The sequence below is a fragment of the Ruegeria sp. AL7 genome (assembly GCF_056536105.1).
The window spans coordinates 2,244,029-2,269,689 of the sequence record NZ_JBQFJF010000001.1; the positions used below are offsets into that span (position 1 = coordinate 2,244,029).

Genomic DNA, 25,661 nt, shown 5'->3' on the forward strand with positions numbered 1-25,661 from the left:
CAATCCGGTCATAGGTCTTGCGGGGCGGGCAGTGCGAGGCTAGGTCCTTGGCAATCAACCCGGAGACCTCATGACCCGCACGCCAGAAGAAATCAGCCAACAATTGCTCGATGTCGCTCGCCGGGCAGGCGCAGAGGCAGCAGATGCCATCGTTCTCGAAGGGTCCTCGGTCTCGGTCGATGTGCGGGGCGGCGCACTGGAACATGCGGAACGCTCTGAAGGCGCCGATCTGGGTTTGCGCGTGTTTCTGGGTAAACACTCAGCCATTGTGTCCAGCTCTGACAGCCGCCCGGAAACCCTTGCGGCGATGGCCGAACGCGCCGTGGCCATGGCAAAAGAGGCGCCCGAGGACCCCTATTCCGGGCTGGCGGACAAAAGCCAACTGGCCAGTGACTGGGATATTCAGTCACTGGAATTGCTGGACACTGCCCCGGCCCCGTCCGCGGAAAGCCTGATGCAGGATGCGCTGGCCGCCGAGGCCGCAGCACTGGCGGTAAAAGGCGTCACGCAGGTGTCGGATGCTGCTGCAAGCTACGGAACGCACCGGGTGCATCTGGCGGCTACAAACGGGTTTTCCGGTGGGTATGAGCGCAGCAGCCGATCCATCTCATGCGTTGCGATCTCGGGTGAAGGCACCGGGATGGAGCGCGACTATGACGGTGACAGCCGGACGTTTCAATCCGACCTGCGCGACGCGGCTGAGATTGGGCGCACCGCTGGGGAACGCGCTGTGCAACAGGTTGGAGCGCGCAAACCGGCGACCGGCAGTTTCCCGGTGTTGTTTGATGAACGTATCTCGTCTTCGCTGATCGGGCATCTGCTGGCCGCCAGCAATGGGGCCGCTATTGCGCGGGGCGCGTCTTGGCTCAAGGATTGTCTTGGGCAGGATGTTCTGCCCGCGCATCTGTCGCTGATCGAAGATCCGCACCGCCCGCGCATCTCAGGCTCGCGCCCATTTGATGCTGAAGGCTTGCCGACGCAGCGCCGGGTGATTGTGGAAAACGGTGTCCTGACGGGGTGGACGCTGGATCTGTCGAGTGGCCGCAAGCTGGGCATGGGCTCCACGGGCAACGCTGCGCGCGGTGTGTCCGGCCCACCCTCGCCCAGCAACTGGAACCTGAGCCTGACGCAAGGGGCCCGCAGTCGCGAAGATCTGCTGCGCGATATGGACACCGGTTTGCTGGTCACTTCCATGATCGGATCGACGATCAACCCCAATACAGGCGACTATTCCCGTGGTGCATCAGGGTTTTGGGTCGAAAACGGTGTGATCACGCATCCTGTCAACGAATGCACCATCGCAGGTAATCTGCGTGATATGTTGCGGCGGATCATTCCCGCCAATGACGCGCGCCCATATTTGTCGCGCGTGGTCCCGTCGCTGTTGATTGAAGGAATGACACTTGCCGGCAACTGATCTGCCCCTTCTGATTGAGGCCGCGATTGAGGCCGGCAAGATCGCTACACGCTATTCCGGAACGCAAGCACAGCGTTGGGACAAACCTGGTGGCGCCGGTCCGGTGACCGAGGCCGATCTGGCCGTCAACGCGATGCTGGAAGAAAAGCTGTGCGCTGCGCGGCCGGGCTATGGCTGGCTCAGCGAGGAATCCGAGGATTCGCCCGAGCGCTTGGACCGCAGCAACGCCTTTATCGTTGATCCGATTGACGGCACCCGCAGCTTTACCGAAGGCGCGCGCACCTGGGCGCATTCGCTGGCCGTTGCAGTCGATGGCATTGTGACTGCCGCTGTAATCTACCTGCCGATGCGCGACTTGCTTTATGCTGCGGCACAGGGTCAGGGCGCCACTCTCAACGGGCAAAGGATTACGACGTCGAAAACGCCTGAGCTATTGCAATCTCAGGTTCTGGCCGCCAAACCAAATCTGGACACACAGCACTGGCGCAATCAGAATGTTCCAGCCTTCCACCGCGCATATCGACCCTCGCTTGCCTATCGCATGGCGCTGGTCGCACAGGGGCGGTTCGATGCTATGCTGACCCTTCGCCCCAGCTGGGAATGGGATATTGCCGCTGGCGATCTGATCATCCGAGAGGCAGGCGGCGTCTGTTCAGACCGTTTGGGTCAACCGCTGATCTTCAACAATGCCCACCCCAGGCTGAATGGCGTAATCGCCGCCAGCACCGCGATCCACGGGCAACTGTGGGCTCAGCTGGACCCGATCGGGCCCGGAATCGGCGCATGAGCAAACCGCGCTCATTAAGCCTTGCCGCTTATCGGGTGCTGTCCTGGAGAATGCGGAACGGCGTTGGTGTAAAAACCGACCTGCCACGCCCCGAAGGCGAGGTCGTGTGGATGCACGTCGCCACGCCAGACCGCCTGCGGGCGGTGAGTGATTTTTGCCGCCGGTTGCTTCAGTCCCGATCCGAGCTGCACTTTCTATTGACCGCCCCGCCGGACGCGGATCTGTCAGCCTGGCCGGAATGCAGTTTTCCCCTGATCAACCTGCCTCAGGAGCAAAGCGGGGCCGCGCGTGACTTTATCGAATACTGGCGCCCAGGTATCGGGATTTGGGTCGGTGGTGATCTGATGCCCAACATCATAACCCGAGCCGATGAACAGGCCGTACCCTTGGTGTTGTTCGACGCCCAATTTACCGTTGCACTGTCCCGGAACGCGCGCTGGCTGCCAGACATAACCAGAGTGACCTTTAGCTGCTTTCGCAAGATACTGACTGCAAATTCTGAAACCGCCCGACACATCCGGAGACTTGGCATCCCGTTTTCAACAGTCGAAGAATCGCCACCTTTGCGCATCAGCCCAAATCCAAGACCTTGGCCAGAAGACGAGCTGATCGAAACCAACCACACGCTGGCAGGGCGACCCGTTTGGCTGGCTGCCTGGGTGCAGGACAAAGAGTTCATTTCGGTTCTGACAGCACATCGTCAGGCATTGCGCCTGTTGCACCGGCTGGTTCTGGTACTTCACGTCGCCGACGTTCACGAGGCTGCCCCCCTAAAACGGCGGCTGGAGACGATGGATTTACGCTGTGTCAACTGGGACGATGGTGACTTGATCGAAGACAGCACGCAGGTCGTTCTGACTGCAGACCCCGAAAATCTGGGGTTGTGGCACCGCGTGTCGGCAGTGACGTTCATGGCCAGTTCAATGGAACGCGGCGCAGGTGGTCAGGACCCGTCCGACGCAATCGCGCTGGGGTCCGCCATAATTTCTGGACCATTCGTGCATCGCCATCACGAGCTTTACGCCCACCTTCAACAGGCAGGGGCAGCCAATGAGGTCAAGTCAGCAACCGAGTTGGGCGATGCAGTCGTACAGCTTCTGGCACCAGACCGCGCCGCTGACATGGCTTTGGCTGGATGGCAGATAATCACCGAAGGTGCGCCGCAGGCAGACACCCTTATCGAAATGGTGCAGGATATTCTGGACCAGCGGAGCGCAGATCATGCGGGCACCTGATTTCTGGAACACTCCTCCGGACCAGCCGGGTCTGAGGGCGCGGCTGCTGGCCCCGCTGGGCCGCCTTTATGCCGCGGCGACGGCCCGCAGGATTGCCTCGAAATCAGGGGAAAATCCCGGTGTGCCCGTGATCTGCATCGGCAATCTCAATGCAGGTGGAACCGGGAAAACGCCCACCGTGATCTGGACCCTCGAACAATTGGGTAATGCCTGGCACAAACCGCATGTCGTGACGCGAGGACATGGCGGGTCACTGGAAGGCCCGGTGCAGGTCGATCCGGGCAGGCACACCGCCGCCGAGGTGGGGGACGAGCCGCTGTTGCTGGCGATGTTTGCCGAGGTCTGGGTCGCCAAGGATCGGGCGGCGGGCGCGCGTGCAGCGGCCGCAGCGGGGGCTACGGTGATCGTTCTGGATGACGGCTTTCAGAACCCTTCGGTCGCCAAGGATTTCTCGATTATCGTTGTGGACGCCCAGCGCGGATTTGGAAACGGATTATGCCTGCCAGCCGGTCCACTGCGAGAGCCCGTCGATACCGGCCTGCAACGGGCCGATCTTGTACTGTCCTTGGGGGAAGAGGCGGCGCAAAAGGTGTTTGCCGACAACTGGAAACGCCGGTTGACCGTTCCCCACGTCACCGGGGCGGTCGAACCCCTGCAAACCGGTATGGATTGGTCGGAAACGCGTGCGTTGGCGTTTGCAGGCATCGGCTATCCCGAAAAGTTCTTCCAAACCCTGCGGCGGCTGGGTGTGGATCTGGTACGGGCCGAGGCGTTGGACGATCACCAACCGTTGACACAGGCCCTGATGACCCGACTGGAAAACGAGGCGCGTTTGCTGGGCGCTCAGATGGTCACCACCGAAAAAGATGCCGTTCGCCTGCCGCCCGCGTTCCGAAGCAAAGTGATCACTTTGCCGGTTCGGCTTCAGGTTTCAGACGCCGACAGGGTCAGGGACATGCTTTTGAAAGCCGCCCCTTCACCAAAGTAAACCAGGCTGGCCCCCGGCGGGGTCAGCTGGGGTCGGGTCAGCTGCCTAGCTCTGCTTCGATCAGCTTTTTGAAATCCGCGTAGGACTGATTGTCGACTTTCTTGCCGTTCACGATGAAGGACGGGGTTGCCTGAATTCCATCGCGTTCGGCGTTTTCCTGATACCACGCGGCCAATGTCCGCGCTTTGGTGCCATCCTGCAAACAGGCCTCAAGCTGGTCGCCATCGATACCTGCCAGACGACCGATCTTGCGCAGTTCATCGACGATCTCGGCCGGGCCTCCTGCGCGCGTCCATTCTGCCTGACCTTCGTAAATCAGATCAGTGATGCCAAAGAATTTCTCGGGACCGGCGCAGCGGGCCACCATTGACGCCCACAGACCATAGCGATCAAAATAGACCTCACGATAGGTGAACTTGACCTTACCAGTATCAATGAAATCCTTCTTGAGCTGTTTATACGCGCTCTTGTGGAAATTCGCGCAATGCGGGCAGGTGTAGGATGCGTATTCGATGATTTCGACAGGCGCGCCCTCGGCGCCCTGAACCATGTCAATGATGGTGGATGTATCCAGGTCCGCCTCTTGCGCCTCGGCGGCGCTGACCAGCGGAAAACTTGTGTTGGAATTTGACAGCGACACCCAATAGCCGCCTGCGGCCACGGCGACGGCCGCACAGATTACGGTTGCAATACGGCTCATTCTCAGCCCTTTCTCAGCGTTTCTGTTTGGATAAAACGTTGCGCCCAAGACGTTCAAGGGCCGCGCGCAAATCTTCATCATTTACACTGCGTGACACTTTGTCTGCCTCGGCTGCAATTTCAGGTGCAATCTCGGGTTTTGCTTGCTTCGGTTTATGGTCGAAACTGGCCTGCCCCTCGGCAAATCCGGTCGGAGCGGTCTGAGTAATGCGGACACGGCTAATGGCATTGTAACCGTAAACCGCGTTCACTTTACCACGCAGCTGTTCCTTCTGCATTTCCAGCATCGGGGCCTGCGGGCCTGTGGTCAGAACGGTCAGGGTCGCGCCAAAACCGCCTTTGCCATAGCCGACACTGACTGGGCGCGCGATAGCGGCGGTATCCTGACCCACGATCTCGGCCCAATGGGTCAACAGACGTGACACAGCAAAGCCCCGGCTTTCCCCGGCGCGCCTGATCTGGTCATTCAGCAAAGACGCGGTGCGCTTGAACCCGCGGGTTGACGAACGTCTGCGTTGCATCTGGTTTCCAACTCCTGCGCCGCTATTGTAATAGGCAGAACACCGGGTGCCAGCGAAACCTGACAGGGAGACGAATAAAACTTGCGTGATTCCTTTGAATTCACCGTCAGCGCTGCGCTTCTGGAGTGGTATGACCACAACGCTCGCGCCATGCCATGGCGCACAGGACCGGCAGAGCGCGCCGCCGGGGTGCGCCCTGACCCTTACAGGGTCTGGTTATCCGAAGTGATGTTGCAACAGACGACTGTAGCAGCGGTGCGGGATTACTTTTTGCGCTTCGTGACACGTTGGCCTACGGTTCAGGCGCTGGCCGCCGCACCGGATGAGCAGGTCATGGGGGAATGGGCCGGCCTTGGGTATTACGCACGTGCGCGCAACCTCTTGAAGTGCGCCCGCGTTGTGACGCGGGATCACAATGGTCAGTTCCCCGAAACTTATGATGCGCTGCTGAAATTACCCGGAATCGGCCCTTATACAGCTGCGGCAATCTCGGCCATCGCCTTTGATCAGCCTGAAACGGTTCTGGATGGCAATGTCGAACGCGTCATGGCCCGATTTTACGACATTGATGCGCCGCTGCCCGGCTCGAAACCCCTGCTGAAGGAAAAAGCTTCAGCGCTGACACCCTCTTCTCGGCCCGGTGACTACGCACAGGCAGTCATGGATCTGGGGGCCACGATCTGCACACCGAAATCCCCGGCATGTGGCATTTGCCCGCTGCGCGATCCATGCCAAGCGCGGCTTGCGGGAACACAGGCTGATCTTCCCCGAAAAACACCGAAAAAGCCCAAACCCACCCGTCACGGTCACGTTTACATCGCGCGCATGCCAGATGGGGCCTTGCTGCTGGAGCGCCGACCGGACAAAGGTTTGCTGGGCGGAATGCTGGGCTGGCCCGGATCGGAGTGGGCTGACGATCCGGGCGAGCACCCCCCGCTTGCGGCAGATTGGAAGATGGTGCCGGGCGAGGTGCGCCACACTTTTACGCATTTTCATCTGATTTTAAGAATCTGGACCGCAGAAACCACCGGTCAGTATGTTCCCGATCATCTGATCGCAGTGGGAAAGCACAGCTTCAAACCCAGCGACCTGCCCACGGTGATGCGCAAAGCCTATGATCTGTGGAAAGGACAATAAGACCGCTGTGCATTCCCTGGCCTCGCGGCTAGGCTGTCCCCATCTAGTAGGAGCACCAGAGATGAGCGCAACAGTCTCGTTGGCACGCTGGCAATCGGCATCACCCTTCTGGGTGTCCCTGCTGTTGATCCCACTGATCTGGTTCACTGCTTTCGCGGGCGGATGGTGGGTTCTGCTGATCCCGATCTCGACCTGGTGGGTCTTTGCCGTGCTGGACCGGATCACCGGGCTCAACGTGGAAAATGCGGACCCCGAGACGCCGGACGATGCTCTACAACGGTACATCCTGCTGACCAAGCTTTGGGCACCCCTTCAGTTCCTTACCCTGTTTGGCCTGATCTGGTACGCGAGCCACGGCAGTCAGCTTTCGACGCCTGAGAAAATCGGCCTGTTCTTTGGTATGGGTGTTATCTCGGGTACGGTCGGTATCAACTACAGCCACGAGCTGATGCATCAGAAAAGCCGTTGGGAACGCTGGCTTGGCGATATCCTTCTTGCCATGGTGCTGTATTCTCATTTCCGGTCCGAGCATCTGCTGGTCCATCACCGTCATGTGGGAACGCCACGCGATCCGGTGACGGCGCGATACAACGAAGGGTTTCACCGCTTTTACCCTAGGGTGTTGCGGCAAAGTCTGGTCTCGGCCTTCAACGCCGAACGCGGAAAACTGGCCCGCAAGGACCGCCCCTGGACCGACCGCTCCAACCCGTTCTGGCGGTACTGGGCGTTGCAAGGGGGGATGCTGGCACTGGCGGCGCTGATCGGAGGATGGTCCGGTCTGGCCCTGTTTCTGTTGCAGGCCGGGGTCGCGATCTGGCAGCTGGAACTGGTCAACTACGTGGAACATTACGGCCTGACCCGGAAACATCTGGGGGACGGGCGGTATGAGCACGTCCTACCCAGACATTCCTGGAATGCCTCGCAGAAAGCTTCAAACTGGTTGTTGATCAATCTGCAACGCCATTCGGATCACCACTACAAACCAAACCGCCGGTTCCCGCTGCTTCAACACCACACGCCCGAAACGGCACCGCAACTGCCCTATGGCTATCCCGTCATGACTGTGGCTGCGATGATCCCACCGCTGTGGCGGCGGGTCATGAACCCACGGGTCCGGGAATGGCGGCGCCAGTACTACCCCGAGATCACCGATTGGCACGCCTATAACAAGGCCCTGAACCCGGTACCTGATGCGTAACCAATGCGCCGCCCGGCCCATCAGGTTCGGCGCTTTGGGTGCTGTTACGGTAGGACATACCGTCTTCAGCCTTTCATCACCCAGATATCCATCGGTGTATCTACACCGCGCACGGATTGATCGGTAAGCTCTGTAAAGCCATTCATGGCGACAGACGCAGACTGGTTCTCCTCTGCAATCCGCGCGCGCACGGCATCGCTGACCACGATACGCGCCTGCAAATCACGCGTCAGCGCCTCGAGCTTGGCCGCGACATTGACCGCATTCCCGATGACAGCAAATTCAAGCCGGTTCGCGCCAATGTCGCCCAGCACGACCGAGCCATAGTGCACCCCGATCCCGACGCGGATTTCAGGCTCTCCCGCCCGGCGACGGTCCAGATTCCATCGGTCGATCACGCTGACCATCGCGCGTGCACATCCCAGCGCATTGCTTGCATCCAACGGCGTGGGCACCGGGGTGCCAAAGGTCGCCATCAGACCATCCCCCAGATACTTGTCCAGGGTTCCGTGGTGGCGAAAAACTTCGGTTTCCATGCGGGCGTGAAAGCCCCGCAGCACTTCGATTACGTCATAGGCGTCGCGCCCGGCGGCGTATTTTGTAAACCCGACGATGTCGATGAACAGAACGGCCACATTCTCTTTTCGGACCTGTTTCAGCGGCTCGTCATTCTGGCTCAGCTCCTCTACCACGTTGGGCGAAAAATAGCGTGACAGGTTGGCCCGTTCCCGTTCCAGCCCTGCATTGCTCATCAATAGCCGGTTCAGCCGCTGCATCGAAAGGCCCAAAGTCACGGCCACCATCATAAACACGATCACCTGCTGGATGCGCTGAGGCGCCATGAAACTGTTCGGATCCAGAAGCTCGGCAACATCCGGGTAGCCTTGCAAGGCGGCTGTAACTTTTTCGCTGAGCCCCGGAATAGGCGTTGCGACCCACCAGGCAACGATCCACCCGATCGTCCACATCATCGCCGTCCAGGTTCCAATGGCGATCACGGTCCGCCAGGAATAGGCCAATGTGCCTGCCGCCAGAATGATGAAGAAGTACTGAAAGTTGTCGAACCGGTATTGCATGGCCAATGGCCTGACATCATCGCTGAAGGGATTGGGTACGATCATCCCGAGCGTCATGATCAGCAGGTCGACGAAAATCAAAAACAACTCGCCCCGCGATTGCCCGACACGACCTGCTCTGCGGATCAACCATCCGTTGGCGCAGATCAGCAGCAGAATGAAGTGATACCAAAGCACCTCCCATTGCGGGTTCAGAAAAATGAGCAGCACCGCAGTCAGCGCCATCGCCACCCATCGCGCACGCACAGCCAGTTCCAGACCCTCGCGCTTGTGCCGTTCCAACGCAGCCTCGGTATATTTGTTGTCCAGATCAAACGCATCGGGCTGGGTGAAAAACAGGCTTCGGCGGGGCTGTGCGGTCGTCTCGGTCATGGCCGTGGTCTTTCTTGCGGAGGCTTGGCAGCCTTATGCAATCACTGTTGAAGGCAAAACAAAAGACCCCGCCGGTTGATCGGCGGGGCAAGGCATAGTGCCATGTGTCAGGCCACAGGCACCGGCGGTGTTCGTGAATTCAGTTGTGCATCTCTGCGCGGATCTGTTGCCGCAAGATGTCAATCGGTACGGTCTTGCCGTCCCGCTTGAAGCACCAGTATGTCCAGCCGTTGCAGGACGGGGCGTTTTCCAGATGCGCGCCGACCTGATGGATTGACCCTTTGACATTGTCACCCACCAGCGTTCCATCCGCACGCACCTTTGCCTTGTGGCGCTGGTTCATGGAATAAAGCTCTTCACCCGGGCGCAACATCCCGCGTTCGACCAGCTGGCCGAATGGCACGCGTGGCTCGGCACGTTTGCTGGCACTGACTTCCAGAGCTTCGCGATCAAACTTGCGGACCTTGGCGATGCGTTTTTCAGCCACCTTGCGATAGCTTTCCTCTCGCTCGATACCAATGAACTCGCGCCCCAGCATCTTGGCGACGGCCCCGGTGGTGCCGGTGCCAAAGAACGGATCCAGCACCACATCGCCAGGGTTGGTCGAGCCGACCAGCACGCGGTGCAACAGCGATTCCGGTTTTTGCGTCGGATGCGCCTTGTCGCCGTTTTCATCCTTGAGCCGCTCATGCCCGGTGCAGATCGGCAGCACCCAGTCGCTGCGCATTTGCACACCCTCGTTCAGGGCTTTCAGCGCCTCATAGTTGAAGGTGTATTTCGCGCCTTCGCGCTTGGACGCCCAGATCATCGTCTCATGCGCATTGGTGAACCGTTTGCCGCGGAAATTCGGCATCGGGTTCGACTTACGCCAAACAACGTCGTTCAGGATCCAGTATCCGGCATCCTGCAGCGCTGACCCCACGCGGAAAATGTTGTGATAAGACCCGATCACCCAGATCGCGCCATTGGGTTTCAGCAGACGATGCGCCGCCTTCAGCCATTCGCGCGTAAACTGGTCATACGCCCCGAAGCTTGCGAACTGATCCCAGTGATCATCCACCGCATCGACCTGCGAATTATCCGGACGATGCAACTGACCTTTCAATTGCAGGTTATACGGCGGGTCCGCAAAAATCAGATCCACTGACGCCTCGGGCAGACTGTTCATCACATCGATGCAGTCCCCGGATAGAATCGTGTTTAAAGGGAGCGCTCTTGCGCCCTTTTTGGTGGTTGTTGTCATATCACTGCCTCAAGTGTCCACGGCGCTTTTGCGCTCATTTGGTTGAGACAAGGATGAGTCAAAGTCGATTCGCCGTCAAATTCTTTTTTGAATCAGCAGCTTACGATTTACTCTTGATACAAGATGTTGTGCACCGGTTTGAATGAACGCCTATGGTGTGGGGTCACGCCAAGATTTCGCAGCGCTTCCTTGTGTTGTTTTGACGGATAGCCTGCGTTGGTTTCCCACCCATAACCCGGGTGCTGTTGCGCTAAATCCACCATCACCTGATCGCGCCAGTTTTTCGCCAAGATCGAAGCAGCCGCGATCGACACCGATCGTGCATCGCCCTTCACAACGGCCTGTGACGGAAATCTCAGACCCTGCGGAATCAGGTTGCCGTCGATCAACAGGAAATCAGGTGCCGGGGTCAACGCCTCCACCGCGCGCATCATCGCCAAGTGCGACGCCCTCAGGATATTGACCTCATCAATTTCGGCGACAGAGGCTTCGGCCACCGCGAACTCAGCAACGTCCCGAATCTCGGCGTCCAGCACGGCCCGGCGTTTTGCGGTCAGCTTTTTTGAGTCATTCAACCCTTCGGGAAAGTGCTTCGGGTTCAGAATCACGGCGGCAGCCACAACCGGCCCGGCCAATGGGCCGCGCCCGACCTCATCCACACCGGCGATACGGATGTGGCCCATGTCCAGCAGCGCCTGCTCAAGTTCGAAGTTTGGCATTGTCATGCCCTTGGCAAACCGCGTTTCGCGCAGCACCGCAAGAAGAAATGAGAGGGCGGCCCACACCACCCTCTCTCTCACGGCACTTCTTTGGCACCGTTCCTGCTCAACCCGAACTACTGATAAACGACGCGGTATCCCTTTTGGCGCAGGCATGCAGGTTCATAGGCCCGCCTGACCTTTTTGCCATTCCAGAAACCGACCTTGCACTCTTGCGGCAGGCTATTGGCATGTTTGTAATGTTTCTCGAGGCATTTCGGCCCAAGCAGCGGATGGTCCTGCGAATACCCATCATAGGTGCGCAGGCAGCGCTGGGGCAGGTCGTAACGCGCCACATGCGGCGGCAACGGACGCACCGGCTGCGTCACATGTGGTGTATGGGTATAGGTCTGTTGACGAGTCGCCTGATCCTTTTTCTTTTCCTTGTTATAGTAATGAACGCCGGCACCAATAATAGCGATGGCCGCCAGCCCCCCAAGAATGTCCTTTGCGTCGGCCGCCTTCGCCTGAGAAGCCGACACACCGGTAATCGCAACCGCGGTCGCAATGATCAAAGCGATGAATTTCTTATGCATGATGCCTGTCCTTTCGGATGTTCTTGCGACCGTATGACGGACCGCGTGCTGATTGCCCTGAAAGTGGGGGCACCTGCCCCAGACAAGCAATAACGGCCCGGTGTTATCGGATATCAGGGGCAGCAAACCCCTTGGGTTATTGAATATCGCGGCAACTCATGCGCAGGATGCGGCCTATGAAACAGATCCTCTCTTCTCTGACCTTTGCGGCCCTGTTATCGCTTGGTTCTGCTGCGACAGCGGCAGATTGTTATGCGGACTACAAAGCCAAGAAGGACAACCCGCTGCGTTTGCATTACGGCGTCATGCAGGTCACAAGTTGCGACAAGGGGCAGGCCCGGGCAGAAATCGCCCAGCGCCTGAACGCGTCGGGTTGGACCTTGCTTGAAGTGCAGTCCGTTTTCGGGCCGGAAGGGTTGGATCAGAGGAAAGGCAATGCCGGACAATTCTATCTCCGTTTCTGATGCACGCCGGTCGGGTGTCCGTCTGGTTGTGCTGGGCATCGCGGCCATTGTCGTCATTCTGATCACCGCTGCCGTTTTCCTGTTCTGGACCTTGCCGGACGCAAATGCGTTCAACGCACGTGTCGAGCGGCTGTTTGTCGAGGCCGATCTGACGTCACAGACTGAGATTCGCCTGCTTGAAATTCTGGCCCAGTCTGGCACCGCCTTTGCTGACACCCTGTCCAGTTACCGGATGGTGATCTATGTGCTGCTGGTTTTTGCCAGTGCGATGATGATCTCGGCACTGGTCTTTCTGGTGATGCTGGTCTTGTTGAACCGGCGCATGGCACAGATCGAACGTACCGGCATTCAGGTAACGTCGCTGCTGATCAGTCGCGAAGAAAACACTGTCTACCTTAACAACATGGATTTCAAACTGACGCCCGCCGCGATGGAAACCTTGTCGATTCTGGCGGAATCCCGGTTGGATGACGAGGTATTGTCCGGCGCCCAGATCGAGGCCATGATTTCCGGTCGCGATGCCGCCGATTGTGACGAAGCCGCGGGCGCAACACGGATCAAGCGGTTGCGCGACGCGCTTGGCAACCAGATGGTCAGCGAACTGCTGGTCAAGAATATTGCCAAGAAGGGGTATATGCTGTCGATCGAGAAGGACGTCATTCAAATGGTCTGACGTTTTGGCGCGTCGCTCGCGCCCGGTAAATTCCCGTTGCAGCCTCTTGGAATGTCAGGTGGAAAGCCCCATTCTAAACAAACCCCAGGCAGAGGAGGTCGCTTATGAACGTCCACGCCGCGCCACAGATGAATGGATATGGAATCTCAGTTGAGCCGCTGGAAGGCAGGATTGCCATTTACCGGAACGACATTCTTCTGGCTGAAAGCACAAACGCAAAGGTGATGTATGAAACGCGTTTGCCGCCAACGATTTACGTTCCCCGCGCAGATGTATGTGTGGATCTGAGCGAAGAAACAGACCTGCAAACATTCTGCCCGTTCAAAGGCACCGCCACTTACCACGACATCCAACTGGCCTCGGGGCCCCTGACCAATTCCGTCTGGGCTTATGAACAAGCCCTGCCGGAAAGCGCGGACATCCGGGGCTGTATCGGGTTTGTGTCCGGCGCCTACACCCGGATTGACCTGGGCAACAATCGCCTGCGCGAGCCTGACGACGGCAATATCAGCGGACCACTGATCGACTGGCTGATGCGCGGTGCTTCCGCCGCGACCACGCCCGAAAGCTTTACCCAGGCATTGGCCGAGAAGATGCTGGAGCACGGCATCGCCATCCAGCGGCTGAGCATTCTGGCATGGTCCTTGCACCCCCTGATCGCGGGCAAACACTATATCTGGGAAAAGGATCAGGACGAGATTCTGACCCGCGCCCCGACCTACGAAATCTATGATCACCCGGCTTTCATCAACAGCCCGTTGCGCCATGTCTCGAACGGGTTGGGCGGCGTACGGCAAAGACTGAACGACGATAACCCGCATTACAGCTTCCCAATCATGGAGGAGTTGCGGGCAAAGGGTGCCACCGACTATGTCGCGATGCCGTTGCCCTTCTCTGACGGTCGGACCAACGTTCTGACCCTGACCTGTGACCATCCCAACGGGTTCACCACCGAGAATCTGGGCCTTGTATTCGAATGCTCTTCGGTAATCGCACGCTTTTACGAAGTGTTCATGCAACGCGAGAATGCACAGGTTTTGCTGGAAACATATGTTGGAAAACGCTCTGGCGCACGCGTGTTGGGGGGTGAGATCCGGCGCGGTGACGGGGATGAAATCGACGCTGCAATCATGTTCTGTGACCTCCGCAACTCGACAAGCCTCGAAGAGAAACTGGGGCGGGGCACATATATCAGTGTTTTGAACGAGTTCTTTGAAACCGTCTCGGGTATCGTTCACGAAAACGAAGGTGAAGTTCTGAAATTCATTGGTGACGCTGTTCTGGCGGTATTCCCGGCAGCCAATGAAAACGCCAGCGCGGCCCGTGCCAATGCCCAGCGCTCGGCAATCAAAATCGTCGAAACGTTGGGAGAGTTGCGCAAAGCAGGTACCGGCATACATTGCGACTGTTCTATTGGCGTGGCTTATGGGCGCGTCACCTATGGCAATGTGGGCTCTCGTGAACGACTTGATTTTACGGTTATTGGACAAGCGGCCAACATAGCAGCGCGGTTGGGCGAATATGGGAAAACCGAAGGCCATCGCATAGTCGTGTCCGAAGATATTGAGCCTGCCTGTTCCAACGCCTTACCATTGGGCGCGGTCAACCTGCACAACGTGACTAGACCCGTTATATGCTACGCATTGCAAACCACAGCCGACGAGATTTTGAACGGTTAACTTCTGGTTTGTGCAGGTCAAACGAGAGAAGCCGGGTACTAGATTGCGACCCGGGCTTTTGCCCGCGTCTTCTTATTACACAGCCCGAAGCAAGATCAAAGCGGTCTGCGCTGGCGAAATCGTACTCTGAAGACCCGCGATTTGACTTCTGGCCAGATAGGTGTCGGTCAGTTTCTCAACCGCCTTCTGGTCGGAAAACTGTGCCAGATCATCCGATCCAGTCAGACGGAATAGCCGGCTTTTGAACTCGACCAATTGCTTGTCGATATCCAGTTGGGCGAATGATGGCGGTAGCCCAAGCGCCGTTTCCATCATTTTGCGCAGCGGCGGCAACCCCATAAGATCGAACCATTTCGTATCTGTACTGCTTCCGCTTTTCGCCAGATCAGACAGCTCGCGCTGGGCATAAAGCGAAATGCGCATCGTCTCATCTGACTGTCCGACCGCGATCTCAAACCGCGCTGACAGGCTGACCTGAGCTATCTCTTCCATATTTGTGACCAGCACCGTTTTTCGAACAGCTCCCGGACCAAACCCGAAAGCATCCGAAAATTCCCGGTACCGTTTATCCGCCAAACGATTGGACAAAGCGTCATCCGCCTGTGTTCCATCCTCCAGGATTTTCCGGATAAAGAACCGGTTATCCACATCCCCTTCCAACCCAAAGGCACCCAAAGCGACCTGCAACAATCTGCGGTCAGAAACCAACTGTTCGGCGGTCTTCACTTTCCCAATGTTGTCCAGGAAATACTTTGTCTCCCTCTCATTCACTGCCGAAGACGAGAAACTTTGAAACTGTCCTTGGTAAGTACGTTGCAGAAACCGCCAGCCGACGATCCCGCCAGTCGGAATGACAGGTTGAAAGCTCATTGCTGATAGGCCATCAACCGATCTTCGCGCGGGAGAAGCGAGCGAAGTGACTTGAGGCATTTATAGTATTGCTCGGCCACCAGCGCGTCTGTCGCCTCGGACAATACACGACGGCTATCTGTATCCGTAAAAACTTGGCTCAGCTCTTCTACGCTGCGCAACAGGTGTTGACGCGCCCGAGCCGGATCCATGTCTCCGGACAGAACAAGTTGCGTGGCATAGCAGACACGGCGCACCGGAGTATTTACTTCATCCGGATGTATCGCATCGCGCAACCGCAGGACATTGGCCTGCGGCGTCATGATCGAAAACCGGCCACGGCGGTCGCCGTTTTCAATCACAACACCATTGATCAGCACCCTTTCCTTCGGGGCGAGTTTCAAAACCAGCCCGCTCATCAGGTTGCCCTCATCTGGCGCAATCCGCGCAAAATCGCCGTGTTTATTTCAAGCAATGGTTCGATGGACGCGCCGTCCGCCAAAATGCGGCTGCTGTGCAGTTCCGTAAACTCGGCAAGGTAGAAAATCCTGGCGCGAATATCGTTCGGCAAAGCGTTTGCCGAATCCGCGACACCTGTCGCCAACACCCCCCATAACCGGCGGTTCTCGTGCACGGCCTGAACAAACGCCGAGAAATCCGTTGCCTTGCGCGCCGTGGCCGCCTTGAGACGCCGTGTAATTCTGGAAATTGCCTCATATTCAGTGTCACGGGGCGTTCGCGTCGGCGCGGCGGCTTGCGCATAGGTGTATTGAGCGAGGGTTTGCGGGGTCACTTGAAATCCTTCCAAAAAGCCGTCGTCAGATAGTCTCGACCGGGGCGCGAAAACCGCGCCCCGGACCGCGTTGCGTATTAGCGGAACAGCGACAGGATCGACTGCGGCGCCTGGTTGGCGATCGAAAGCGACTGTGTTGCCAGCTGCTGCTGCACCTGAAGGGCCTGCAAACGCGCCGAGGTTTCTTCCATGTCAGCGTCGACCAGCGCACCGATACCGGATTTGAACGAGTCAGAGAGATTCGAAATGAACTCTTTCTGGGTCTCGATACGACCCTGCGCCGAGCCAAAGGCGGCCGAGGCATCAATCGAAGTATCGATAAGCGATTCGACAGCCGCCAACGCAGCGGTTGCCCCCGCACCTGTCGACACATCAATACCTGCCAGCGCGCCCAAACCACCGGCACCCGCATTCACGAACTGAGCCGAGAACGAGATGTCAGATCCTGTGCCGTTTGTAACCGACAACGTACCCGCAGTGCCGGAGTCGTAATCGACAGTCAGACCGGTAATTCCCAGCTCTTCGATCTTCGATTTCAATCCGACAGCAACAAGGTCACCGGTCGTTGTCGCGGCAGCATCTTCCGCAGAAACGGTATAGGACACAACCTGATCGTTAATGGCGACGACAACCTTGTCTCCGGCCGCGAAAGCACCGCTGGATTCATCGGTCACCAACGCCGTCGCGGCCGTTGCACCATTGTCAATGGTTGCCCCCACGCGGTCATTGCCGGTCGATGCGCCGGTAGAGCCGTCGAAAACCTGTTTGGTGACATATCCACCGGTCGACAGGTTCTGCCCCGAGACCGAGATTGACGACGCAGTCACCGCCCCGGTGTTGTCCCGATCCAGCGATGCGAGGATCGATGCAGAGCCGGTCGAGCCGTCAACAAGGTTCAGACCGTTGAACTGGGCCGCGCTGACAACCGATGCGATCTGATCCTTCAGTGCGGTCACATCGTCATTGATCTTACCGCGATCAACGTTGTCTTCCTGCGCCGCGACAATCTTGCTTTTCATCTGGGTCAAGAGGTCGGTGACAGTTTCAGACGCATTTCGCGCAACTGCAACAGTCGATTCGCCCAGCGCGAGGCTGTCTTTGATCGCGTTAAAGCCCTTGACGTCGGACTCCATCACTTTCGAGATCGCCCAAACCGCCGAGTTGTCCTTGGCTGTCGCGACGTCCTTACCGGTCGAAATCGCGTTCTGGGTCATCGCCAGGTTCTTGTTGACCGACTTGAGAGTTTGCAGCGCAACCATCGCGCCATTGTTTGTCAGAATGCTGGACATAGCTTTTATCCTTTTGCCTTCGGGCGATTTTCGCCCATGTTCACCCCACAATATCTGCGGGCATTGGTGTCTTTCTGACTTGTGCGACGCGCCGCGTGGCTGTTCGCGCCACCTGATGTTTCCAGGTGCAGCATCACTTTTGAGCCCGATCCCCTAACGGAGTGCTAAAACGCCCGAACCAGGTGTTTCAGATTTGAATCAAACCCAAGCCTATGCGCGTTTTTCCAGCTTTGCCGTATTTCGAACGGAAAACTCACTTCGTTGCCCATCCGCGCCGTACGTGCTGAATTCCTGCCGAACCCGTCGCAGTTCAGCCATGCGGCTGGCGACGGCCCGAATCCCGTCGGCGGCACTGTTCAGCAATGCCTGATTGCGTTCGACTTTCTGCTGCACTCGAACCAATGCATCGCTGTCAATCACCTGAAGGTCGTTGATCGCGCCGATCAGTTTTTCTTTTTCCGGCACCATATGCGTCAGGCGATCCAGATCGCCCTGGACAAGCGCCGCACGCTCCAGATCCAGAACTTCTTCCAGAGATTTGATCAGTGCCATGTCGACTTCAGATGTCATCGGTTTTCTCCATCAGTGATTTCAGCAGAATTTCTGACAAACCCACCCCTCCAGCCCGGGCCAGTTCGCGTGCCTGATGCTGAACAAGAAACGAAGAGAACTGGTCTTCACCGGCTCCTCCTCCAAAAGACTGGCGCGTTTTGCCCAATCCGGCCGACTTCATCATTTCGCTGAGGAATGCGGCCTCCAACTCTATGGCCGCGTCTTTCAGTCGTGTCTGGGCCAATGGCGTTTGAGCCACCTGGGAAATTGCTGAGACGTGCATGGTTTTCTCCGAAAATGCTTCGAACTTTCTCGATCAAAGGTGAAAGCGGTTAAAATAAACGTAACTTCCTGCGGGCAGAGTTCTGATCAATCACACGGAGCCAGAGCAAAATGCCCAACCCACTAACGCTGGCGGCCGCAGCGCCAACAGCAACTGCGAAACCCAATTCGCCCGCCAAAGAACCGGGTCGTACTGCCGGGTCGGACAGTTTCGAGGATATCCTTGAACAGGGAAACCAAACACATCCTCTCCCCGGCACCACGGCTTTGGCCACTTCTATCGAAACCACCGACGAAACTGCCGAGATTGAGGTTGAGGCCGTTCTGTCAAACACGGCTGAGGCATCTGTCGAGGCGATTTCACCTCGGGCACCAGAGCTGGCAAACAACATTTCATCGCAGACCGAAATGGCCGGGACATCCGAAACGCCTGGGGCAGATACAACGCATCCCGCGCCGTTTGTTCCTGCTGCAGCGGATATCCCCGCAACGGGTACGACAGAACCGGAACAAACCGTTGCGTCAACGGGTTTGCCCCGTCAGACCGACATTCAACCCTTTGTGCCCGGGCAACCAATCGAAGAGCAGGTTCACACCGCTTCGACCCAGGTCACGCCAGCCCAAAAACCCTCAGAGGCTTTGCCTGTGCTGAGCCAGCCAACCCGATCAAAGGACCAGACAGCCGGGTTGACAGCCGAACCCCTCCTTGAAGGCGCAAAGACGGTGCCCGAGACAGCGGAAGTCGCTGCCACGCCCAATCCGACAAGTCCAAACCGCGCGACACCCGTTGCACAGCTTCAACTGATCCTCAACTCAATCGAAGCGGAACAGGCGGCACCGGTTCAAGAGGTTGACTCTGTGCCCATCGCCTTAGACGAACCCGTTCAGCAAGCCCCCCGCGAGGTGGCACAACACTCGGCGATGCCCTCTCCGTTCGCCCGTGCTGAAATTGCCCGTGCCATAGCCGGGCAATTGGCGGCAACGATCCAGACCCGACCGGGAACCGGCATCATGGAAATCTCGCTAAGCCCCGAAGAATTGGGGCGCGTATCCATTGTGCTGAACGGTCGGGATGACGGGCTCCAGATGACAATCGCCACCGAACGCCCGGACACGATGGAACTTTTGCGCCGCCACCTGTCCGTTCTTACGGAGGAGTTTCAGAAACTGGGCTATGGGAACCTGAACATCGATCTGGGGACTCCGTCGGATTCAGGTGCTCGGGATCAGTGGACAGATGAATTCGACGCTCAGGCCGCACCGGAATCCGAACCGGTTCAGAACGTACACCTCGCGCAAGCCACGCCGCTTCCACAAACTCCTGCTCCGGTCAGGGGCATCGATATGAGATATTGAAAATGATCACACCCATCACCGCCACACAGGCTGCCACCTCTCAGCATACTGCCGGTCCGTCCCGGAGTTCTGCGATCACTTCGGATTTCGAAACGTTTCTGCTGATGCTGACCGCGCAGGCCCAAAATCAGGACCCGCTGGAGCCGATGGATTCAACCGAATACGCATCGCAACTTGCGCAGTTTTCGATGGTTGAACAACAGGTTCAAACCAATGACCTGCTTTCCGCCCTGACCAGCACGCTTGGCAGTGTCAATCTGAACGACCTTGCAAGCTGGGTCGGAATGGACGTCCGATCTGCCTCGGGTTTCCATTTCAACGGCCAGCCAGTGACCCTGTTCTCGAACGCGGATTCTGACGCGGACGCAACCAGACTGGTGATCCGTGATCATGAAGGCGCAGTCGTCGACACGGTTTCTGTTCCCACAACAGCGACGGAGTTTGCTTGGGCAGGTGTGAGTTCCTCAGGCGATCCGATGGCCGCTGGCAACTACACCGCGACGCTGGAAAGCTACAAAAATGACCGGCTGATTTCCGAGAAACCGGTCGCTGCCTATAACCGCGTTGTCGAAGCGCAGGTGGGAGAGGATGCTGTTCTGCTGACCCTGCAAGGTGGTCAAGTGATTTCCGCAGATCTGGTCACTGCGGTCCGAACGGGCGCTTGATCTGTCAGGCAGTACGGGCCAAAGGTTGGCAACTCGACTCGCCAGAAGAAGTGAAAAGACCTCTGCCCGACCTGCCTGCCCCCCCTCATGATCTGGTTGAACACCTCAGCACTATGGGGTTGGTCAACATGTACGCGCAGTTCGAAATCCTGTATGGTGGTCGGACCAACAGGGTGTGGAAAGTGCTGGGGGACAACGGCGACAAAGTACTGAAGCTCTACAGCCCGACCTTACGCAACCCCCTGTTTCGAAATGATGCAAAGCTGGAAGCCCTCTGCCTCAAGGCGCTTGGTCCGACCGGATTTGTACCAAGGCTTCGCGCCGCAGGACAGCACAGGAACGCGCATTGGGTGTTTTACGACCACGCACCCGGAACACCTTGGCGGAATGGGTCGGACAAGGTTGGTGAACTGCTGCGCAGGTTGCACTCGCTGCCCAACACCATTCCAGCGCCCGCCGGGTGTAACGGCAGCGCGGACCTGATGGCCCATGGGCACAGAATTCTGCAAGGGTGCAGGTCAGAAACCCGAAACGAACTGGCAAAACTGCAACCTTCGATATCCGTCCCCCCCACGACCAAGACTTGCCTGATCCATGGCGATCCGGTCGCTGGAAATATTCTGGTCGCGTCCCGCGGCCTGACCTTGATCGACTGGCAATGCCCGGCCTTTGGCGACCCGTGCGAAGACCTTGCGCTGTTTCTGTCCCCGGCAATGCAAAGGTTGTACCGGGGCTCACCATTGTCGGACGCGGAAGAAGTTCAGTTTCTGTCCGCCTATCGCAGACCCGAGATTGTTGCCCGTTATCAACGGCTCAAGCCATGGTATGCTTGGCGCATGGCCGCTTATTGCCTGTGGCGCGCAGAAAACGGTGCACCCGACTATTCCGAAGGGTTGAAACTGGAAATCGAAATCCTGAAACCGATTGAGTTTACCTGAGGTCGGAAAGCGCAAAGAGGGCGTATGCCGGTGGCATCAATGCGCGACGCCAGCGGCCCATCGGAAACCGTTCAGGAGTTTGCCTCATCGGGGCTGGCAAGTGGGCCTCTTTGCCCAATGCCAGCCGCGCCAATGCGCGCCCGCTGTAAGTCCCCATAGCGACGCCGTTGCCATGATACGCAAATCCGGCAAACATGCCTGGCTGCTTGGGCACGGCACCGACATAAGGCATCAGGCTTCGCGAAAGGCACACCATCCCCGACCAGATATGAGTCGCCTCAACCGCTGCCCAGGCCGGGAACATGCGTTTGAAATCCTGTTGAACCTTTGCCCGGATCGCGGCCTCGGACCGGGGCGACGACAACAAGCCGCCTCTCATTCCGAACAAAAAGCGCCCATCCGGCATCAGGCGAAAATAGTGCAGAAGATTGCGCGTGTCGTAACATATCTGGTCCGAGTTCCAGCCCTGCGCCAATAGTTCTGCCTGGCTAAGTGGGCGTGTTACCATAACCGTCGATTGCGCAGGCAAATAGCGTCCGGACATCCAATCGGGGATGTCTTCGCTGGAATACCCGTTGGTACAAATCAGCACGACCTGTGCGTTAACCTGCCCCGCGCTTGTTTGCAGCCTGAAGCCGGACGTCGTTTTTTCAATGTTCAGAACGGGGCTGTTCTGGAAGAAATTCGCTCCCGAAGCTGCCGCAGCGCTTGCCAGCCCGAACAGGTATTTCCGGGGATTGAGCCCGAAGCCAACCGGCAGAGTATACCCACCGAAAAATGCACCACCCATACCGAGCGCTGGTAATTCAGCGGCTTGGTGCAGAATGCCGGTCTCGTCCGCGTATCGGCGCAGGACATCCATCGCATGCCGCGAATGGGCCAGTTGAGTCTCACCGTTGGAATGCGTATCGGCGTCAATCCGATGCCGCGCCAGCAGATCGGCAACAAGCTGGACCGCATCCTGTTCAGCCGTCTCATAGGCTTGCGCCGCTTCGCGGCCATAGCGGCGCACCATAGACTTTTGCCCAAGCTTCGATCCGCCAAGACAGCAGAAACCGCCATTGCGACCTGATGCGCCCCACCCCGGCGGGCCTGCCTCGAACACAGCTACCGAGGTCGCGTTTTCGGCCAGATGCAAAGCCGCTGAGACCCCTGTAAAGCCGCCACCGACGATGGCAACATCAACGTTCAGATCGCCCTGAAGCTCTGGCCAGTTCGGGTTTGCAATGGTTTCGTCCCACCAGCAACCACCACGAGGACCTGCGCCATAGGTGTATTCGGGAAATATCCGTTTCATTCGGTGCGCGCAGCGGCCTGCTCGTCCTGCCGTTGGCGCATCATCGCGCGTTTGGTCACAAGTGAGGCCGTGATCACCCCAACCGTCACGACCGCGATCATAATCGTCGACAGCGCGTTTATCTCGGGGCTGACGCCCAGCCGCACGGCCGAAAAGATCTTGATCGGCAGGGTCGTCGCCGACGGGCCCGATGTGAACGACGCGATAACCAGATCATCCAGCGACAATGTGAAAGCCAGCAGCCAGCCCGAGATTACCGCAGGCGCGATGATCGGCAGGGTGACCAGACCAAAGGCCTGCGCGGGTGAACAACCCAGATCCAAAGCGGCTTCTTCCAGCGATTTGTCGAATGTCACAAGCCGTGACGAGACGACAACCGAGACAAAACACATCGAAAATGTTGTGTGAGCCAGAACGATTGTCAGGATACCCCGGTCCAGCCCGATCCCGATAAACAGCAACAACAGCGACAGGCCGGTGATCACCTCGGGCATCACAAGTGGCGCGTAGATCATGCCGGAAAACAGTGTCCGGCCAAAGAACCGCTTGCCCCGAACCAGCACATAAGCGGCCGCAGTCCCCAGAATCGTTGCCAGTGTCGAAGAAAACACCGCAACCCGGACCGTGACCCACGCGGCATCCAGAAATGCCTCGTTCTGAACCAGTTCGCCATACCATTTGGTCGAAAACCCGGCCCAGACCGTGACCAGCTTGCTTTCGTTAAAGCTGAAGATGATCAGGATGATCATCGGAATATAGAGGAACGCAAAACCCAGCGTCAGCGAAACTGTATTGAACCAGCTTAATCTGTTCATCCGTCAGCCTCCGCCTGTTTCTGCTGGTTGCGCTGGAACAGCACAATGGGAACGACCAGAATAAGCAACAGCACGATCGCGACAGCACTTGCCACGGGCCAGTCTCGGTTCGAGAAAAACTCTTCCCACAGAACCTTGCCGATCATCAACGTGCCGGACCCACCCAGTAGTGACGGGATCACAAACTCACCGATCACGGGGATCATCACCAGAAAACAACCTGCGATGATGCCCGGTCTGGACAGTGGAATGGTGACCAGCCAGAAGGCTTGTGCCCTCGAGCAACCCAAATCCTCGGCCGCCTCGATCAACGAACCATCCATGCGTTCCAATGACGAATAGATCGGCAGGATCATGAACGGAAGATAAGTGTAGACAATACCGATATAGACGGCAGTCGAGGTGTTCAGGATCGTCAAAGGCGTCGAAATGATGCCCGTCCACAGAAGCAGTTGGTTAAGGTACCCTTCATTCGACAGAATGCCCATCCACGCATAGACCCGGATCAGGAATGACGTCCAGAAAGGCAGGATCACCAGCATCATCAGTGTTGGCCGCCATTCCTCGGGCGCACGGGCCATGCCATAGGCGATGGGGTAGCCAACCAGCAAAGTCAGGAAGGTTGAGATCAAAGCGATCTTGACGCTGGACAGATACGCTTTCCAGTACAGGTCGTCCTCGGTCAGCCAGATGAAGTTTTCAAGATCAAGCTGGCTGAAGAACTCTTTGATCCCCGACCAACCAGCTGAAAAATCCAGTGTCGGTGTATAGGGCGGGATCGCAAGCGCGGTGTCCGACAGCGAAATCTTCAGAACGATGAAGAATGGCACCATGAACAGCGCCAACAGCCAGACATAAGGTATGGCGATCAGAACAGCGCGGCGCATCAGTCGGCCAGCAGAACCGCAGCCGTGGCCGTCCAGGACAGCCAGACCGGGTCTTCCCAGGTGAATGAACGGCGCGAGATGCGGCGGGTGTTGGCCGTCTGTGCCTTGATGATTGTGCCGTTTGCCAACTCAACGTGGTAAGTGGACAGATTGCCCAGATACGCGATGTCATGAACCTTGCCTTGCACCGCATTCACTGCATCTGCCGGACGCTCGGCCGAGATTGTCACTTTTTCCGGGCGGATCGCCAGATGGCAAAACTGACTTTTTTCAAAGTTCTTCGCTGATGCGGCGGTCAGCGGCGCTTGCCCTTCGGCCCAGTCTACCTGATAGGTATCCTCTCCGACAGATGTCGCGCGCCCTTCGATGATGTTCACGTCCCCGATGAAATCAGCGACATAGACCGAGGCGGGGTTCTCATAAATCCGGTCCGGAGTGGCAACCTGCATAAGCTGACCCTGATCCATCACCGCCACACGGCTGGCGACTGTCATGGCCTCTTCCTGATCGTGCGTAACGATCACGAATGTGGTGCCGGTTTTTTCCTGAATATCCATCAGTTCGAATTGGGTATCCTGGCGCAACTTCTTGTCCAGCGCGCCCAGCGGTTCATCCAGCAGCAAAAGCTTGGGCGCTTTGGCAAGTGAGCGCGCCAGCGCCACACGCTGCCTCTGCCCACCCGATATCTGATGCGGTTTGCGGCGGGCGAACTGTTCAAGCCGGGTCAGGCGCAGCATCTCTTCGACCCGGTCTTCCAGATCGTGTTTGGGCATTCTGTCCCGGCGCAAGCCAAAGGCGATGTTTTCCCAGACGCTAAGATGAGGAAAAAGGGCATAGGACTGGAACATCATGTTCACGGCCCGCTTGTTGGGCGGGATCGGGTCGATATCCTTCCCCCCAAGCAGGATTTGGCCTTCGGTCGGTGTTTCGAACCCGGCCAGCATCCGCATCATCGTCGTTTTGCCACATCCAGACGGACCAAGCAGGGCAAAGAACTCTCGCTCGAAGATATCCAGAGACAGGTTGTCGATGGCAGTAAATTCACCAAAACGCTTGGTCACGTTTCGGAACTGGATCAAGGGTTTCGCCTGCGGGTCATCCCATGGCGCAAAGACGTCAGAATTCACTACGGCCCTCGTTCGAATAGCTGGAAAG

At 57.8% G+C, this 25,661-nt stretch carries 28 protein-coding genes; 12 read left to right on the top strand and 16 right to left on the bottom strand.

The window, feature by feature from the left end:
• The first annotated feature begins 70 nt into the window (after nt 1–70).
• From ACR3E2_RS11330 to lpxK, 4 genes are read left to right on the top strand one after another with little or no spacing between them, the layout of a single operon-like run.
• Complete coding sequence (locus tag ACR3E2_RS11330) at nt 71–1,417, top strand: TldD/PmbA family protein (RefSeq protein WP_480484121.1); 1,347 nt, start codon at nt 71–73, stop codon at nt 1,415–1,417.
• A complete protein-coding gene (locus ACR3E2_RS11335) occupies nt 1,404–2,204 on the top strand; it encodes an inositol monophosphatase family protein (protein ID WP_480484122.1) in 801 nt (266 codons plus the stop codon). The genes ACR3E2_RS11330 and ACR3E2_RS11335 overlap by 14 nt, the downstream gene beginning before the upstream one ends.
• Nucleotides 2,201–3,439, top strand: a complete 1,239-nt coding sequence (locus ACR3E2_RS11340) for a 3-deoxy-D-manno-octulosonic acid transferase (protein WP_480484123.1) — start codon at nt 2,201–2,203, stop codon at nt 3,437–3,439. Before ACR3E2_RS11335 ends, ACR3E2_RS11340 begins: the two co-directional genes overlap by 4 nt.
• On the top strand, nt 3,426–4,427 hold the full coding sequence (lpxK, locus tag ACR3E2_RS11345) for a tetraacyldisaccharide 4'-kinase (protein WP_480484124.1): 1,002 nt from the start codon (nt 3,426–3,428) through the stop codon (nt 4,425–4,427). Before ACR3E2_RS11340 ends, lpxK begins: the two co-directional genes overlap by 14 nt.
• A 37-nt stretch (nt 4,428–4,464) precedes the next feature.
• Here the strand turns inward: lpxK and ACR3E2_RS11350 are convergent, their stop codons facing one another.
• Nucleotides 4,465–5,127, bottom strand: a complete 663-nt coding sequence (locus ACR3E2_RS11350; RefSeq protein WP_267365070.1) for a DsbA family protein — start codon at nt 5,125–5,127, stop codon at nt 4,465–4,467.
• A 13-nt stretch (nt 5,128–5,140) separates the two neighbouring features.
• Complete coding sequence (locus tag ACR3E2_RS11355; RefSeq protein WP_480484125.1) at nt 5,141–5,647, bottom strand: DUF721 domain-containing protein; 507 nt, start codon at nt 5,645–5,647, stop codon at nt 5,141–5,143.
• Nucleotides 5,648–5,728: 81 nt separating this feature from the next.
• Between ACR3E2_RS11355 and mutY the strand changes: the two genes are divergently transcribed.
• Nucleotides 5,729–6,784, top strand: a complete 1,056-nt coding sequence (gene mutY / locus ACR3E2_RS11360) for an A/G-specific adenine glycosylase (protein WP_480484126.1) — start codon at nt 5,729–5,731, stop codon at nt 6,782–6,784.
• Between the two features lie 61 nt (nt 6,785–6,845).
• Nucleotides 6,846–7,982, top strand: coding sequence for an alkane 1-monooxygenase (locus tag ACR3E2_RS11365; protein ID WP_480484127.1), 1,137 nt, complete (start codon nt 6,846–6,848; stop codon nt 7,980–7,982).
• A 65-nt stretch (nt 7,983–8,047) separates the two neighbouring features.
• Here ACR3E2_RS11365 and ACR3E2_RS11370 read toward each other — a convergent pair whose 3' ends face one another.
• The 4 genes from ACR3E2_RS11370 to ACR3E2_RS11385 all read right to left on the bottom strand — a co-directional run bounded on the left by ACR3E2_RS11370 (nt 8,048) and on the right by ACR3E2_RS11385 (nt 11,967).
• Nucleotides 8,048–9,430 carry an adenylate/guanylate cyclase domain-containing protein gene (locus tag ACR3E2_RS11370; RefSeq protein ID WP_480484128.1) on the bottom strand — a complete coding sequence of 461 codons (1,383 nt, stop codon included), beginning with the start codon at nt 9,428–9,430 and terminating at the stop codon, nt 8,048–8,050.
• A gap of 139 nt (nt 9,431–9,569) precedes the next feature.
• Nucleotides 9,570–10,673 (bottom strand): DNA methyltransferase, encoded by a 1,104-nt coding sequence (locus ACR3E2_RS11375; RefSeq protein WP_480484129.1) that lies wholly within the window; start codon nt 10,671–10,673, stop codon nt 9,570–9,572.
• 107 nt (nt 10,674–10,780) lie between these two features.
• Nucleotides 10,781–11,398, bottom strand: coding sequence for a ribonuclease HII (locus ACR3E2_RS11380; RefSeq protein ID WP_480484185.1), 618 nt, complete (start codon nt 11,396–11,398; stop codon nt 10,781–10,783).
• A 110-nt stretch (nt 11,399–11,508) separates the two neighbouring features.
• Complete coding sequence (locus ACR3E2_RS11385) at nt 11,509–11,967, bottom strand: hypothetical protein (protein ID WP_480484130.1); 459 nt, start codon at nt 11,965–11,967, stop codon at nt 11,509–11,511.
• Nucleotides 11,968–12,143: 176 nt separating this feature from the next.
• Between ACR3E2_RS11385 and ACR3E2_RS11390 the strand changes: the two genes are divergently transcribed.
• The 3 genes from ACR3E2_RS11390 (at nt 12,144) to ACR3E2_RS11400 (ending at nt 14,783) form a co-directional block, all read left to right on the top strand.
• Complete coding sequence (locus ACR3E2_RS11390) at nt 12,144–12,431, top strand: hypothetical protein (protein ID WP_480484131.1); 288 nt, start codon at nt 12,144–12,146, stop codon at nt 12,429–12,431.
• A complete protein-coding gene (locus ACR3E2_RS11395; RefSeq protein WP_267365085.1) occupies nt 12,403–13,104 on the top strand; it encodes a winged helix-turn-helix domain-containing protein in 702 nt (233 codons plus the stop codon). Before ACR3E2_RS11390 ends, ACR3E2_RS11395 begins: the two co-directional genes overlap by 29 nt.
• A gap of 104 nt (nt 13,105–13,208) precedes the next feature.
• Nucleotides 13,209–14,783 (top strand): DUF427 domain-containing protein, encoded by a 1,575-nt coding sequence (locus tag ACR3E2_RS11400; protein ID WP_480484132.1) that lies wholly within the window; start codon nt 13,209–13,211, stop codon nt 14,781–14,783.
• Between the two features lie 75 nt (nt 14,784–14,858).
• Here ACR3E2_RS11400 and ACR3E2_RS11405 read toward each other — a convergent pair whose 3' ends face one another.
• The 6 genes from ACR3E2_RS11405 to ACR3E2_RS11430 form a co-directional block, all read right to left on the bottom strand.
• Complete coding sequence (locus tag ACR3E2_RS11405; protein WP_480484133.1) at nt 14,859–15,653, bottom strand: DUF1217 domain-containing protein; 795 nt, start codon at nt 15,651–15,653, stop codon at nt 14,859–14,861.
• Nucleotides 15,650–16,051: a flagellar biosynthesis repressor FlbT gene (gene flbT, locus ACR3E2_RS11410; RefSeq protein WP_480484134.1), complete on the bottom strand. Its 402-nt coding sequence runs from the start codon at nt 16,049–16,051 to the stop codon at nt 15,650–15,652. Before flbT ends, ACR3E2_RS11405 begins: the two co-directional genes overlap by 4 nt.
• Nucleotides 16,051–16,425, bottom strand: a complete 375-nt coding sequence (gene flaF, locus ACR3E2_RS11415; RefSeq protein ID WP_267366590.1) for a flagellar biosynthesis regulator FlaF — start codon at nt 16,423–16,425, stop codon at nt 16,051–16,053. The genes flbT and flaF overlap by 1 nt, the downstream gene beginning before the upstream one ends.
• A 77-nt stretch (nt 16,426–16,502) precedes the next feature.
• On the bottom strand, nt 16,503–17,714 hold the full coding sequence (locus tag ACR3E2_RS11420; protein ID WP_209505009.1) for a flagellin N-terminal helical domain-containing protein: 1,212 nt from the start codon (nt 17,712–17,714) through the stop codon (nt 16,503–16,505).
• 210 nt (nt 17,715–17,924) lie between these two features.
• The gene (locus ACR3E2_RS11425; RefSeq protein WP_480484135.1) at nt 17,925–18,284 is read right to left on the bottom strand and encodes a flagellar biosynthesis protein FlgN; all 360 of its coding nucleotides are present in this window, start codon (nt 18,282–18,284) and stop codon (nt 17,925–17,927) included.
• Complete coding sequence (locus ACR3E2_RS11430; RefSeq protein WP_480484136.1) at nt 18,274–18,549, bottom strand: rod-binding protein; 276 nt, start codon at nt 18,547–18,549, stop codon at nt 18,274–18,276. Before ACR3E2_RS11430 ends, ACR3E2_RS11425 begins: the two co-directional genes overlap by 11 nt.
• Before the next feature lie 110 nt (nt 18,550–18,659).
• Between ACR3E2_RS11430 and ACR3E2_RS11435 the strand changes: the two genes are divergently transcribed.
• The 3 genes from ACR3E2_RS11435 to ACR3E2_RS11445 are packed head-to-tail and all read left to right on the top strand — an operon-like array spanning nt 18,660 to nt 21,507.
• Nucleotides 18,660–19,904, top strand: coding sequence for a flagellar hook-length control protein FliK (locus tag ACR3E2_RS11435; RefSeq protein ID WP_480484137.1), 1,245 nt, complete (start codon nt 18,660–18,662; stop codon nt 19,902–19,904).
• Nucleotides 19,905–19,906: 2 nt separating this feature from the next.
• The gene (locus tag ACR3E2_RS11440) at nt 19,907–20,569 is read left to right on the top strand and encodes a flagellar hook capping FlgD N-terminal domain-containing protein (protein ID WP_480484138.1); all 663 of its coding nucleotides are present in this window, start codon (nt 19,907–19,909) and stop codon (nt 20,567–20,569) included.
• A 50-nt stretch (nt 20,570–20,619) separates the two neighbouring features.
• Entirely contained in the window at nt 20,620–21,507 is an 888-nt protein-coding gene (locus tag ACR3E2_RS11445) for a phosphotransferase (protein ID WP_480484139.1), read from the top strand.
• Here the strand turns inward: ACR3E2_RS11445 and ACR3E2_RS11450 are convergent.
• Genes ACR3E2_RS11450 through ACR3E2_RS11465 form a run of 4 tightly spaced genes read right to left on the bottom strand, consistent with a single transcriptional unit; the run spans nt 21,500 to nt 25,633 of the window.
• A complete protein-coding gene (locus ACR3E2_RS11450; RefSeq protein WP_480484140.1) occupies nt 21,500–22,804 on the bottom strand; it encodes an NAD(P)/FAD-dependent oxidoreductase in 1,305 nt (434 codons plus the stop codon). The two genes, ACR3E2_RS11445 and ACR3E2_RS11450, sit on opposite strands and share 8 nt — an antisense overlap.
• The gene (locus ACR3E2_RS11455) at nt 22,801–23,619 is read right to left on the bottom strand and encodes an ABC transporter permease (protein ID WP_480474178.1); all 819 of its coding nucleotides are present in this window, start codon (nt 23,617–23,619) and stop codon (nt 22,801–22,803) included. The genes ACR3E2_RS11450 and ACR3E2_RS11455 overlap by 4 nt, the downstream gene beginning before the upstream one ends.
• Nucleotides 23,616–24,506 carry an ABC transporter permease subunit gene (locus ACR3E2_RS11460; protein ID WP_480484141.1) on the bottom strand — a complete coding sequence of 297 codons (891 nt, stop codon included), beginning with the start codon at nt 24,504–24,506 and terminating at the stop codon, nt 23,616–23,618. The genes ACR3E2_RS11455 and ACR3E2_RS11460 overlap by 4 nt, the downstream gene beginning before the upstream one ends.
• On the bottom strand, nt 24,506–25,633 hold the full coding sequence (locus tag ACR3E2_RS11465; RefSeq protein ID WP_480484142.1) for an ABC transporter ATP-binding protein: 1,128 nt from the start codon (nt 25,631–25,633) through the stop codon (nt 24,506–24,508). The genes ACR3E2_RS11460 and ACR3E2_RS11465 overlap by 1 nt, the downstream gene beginning before the upstream one ends.
• Nucleotides 25,634–25,661: the final 28 nt, after the last annotated feature.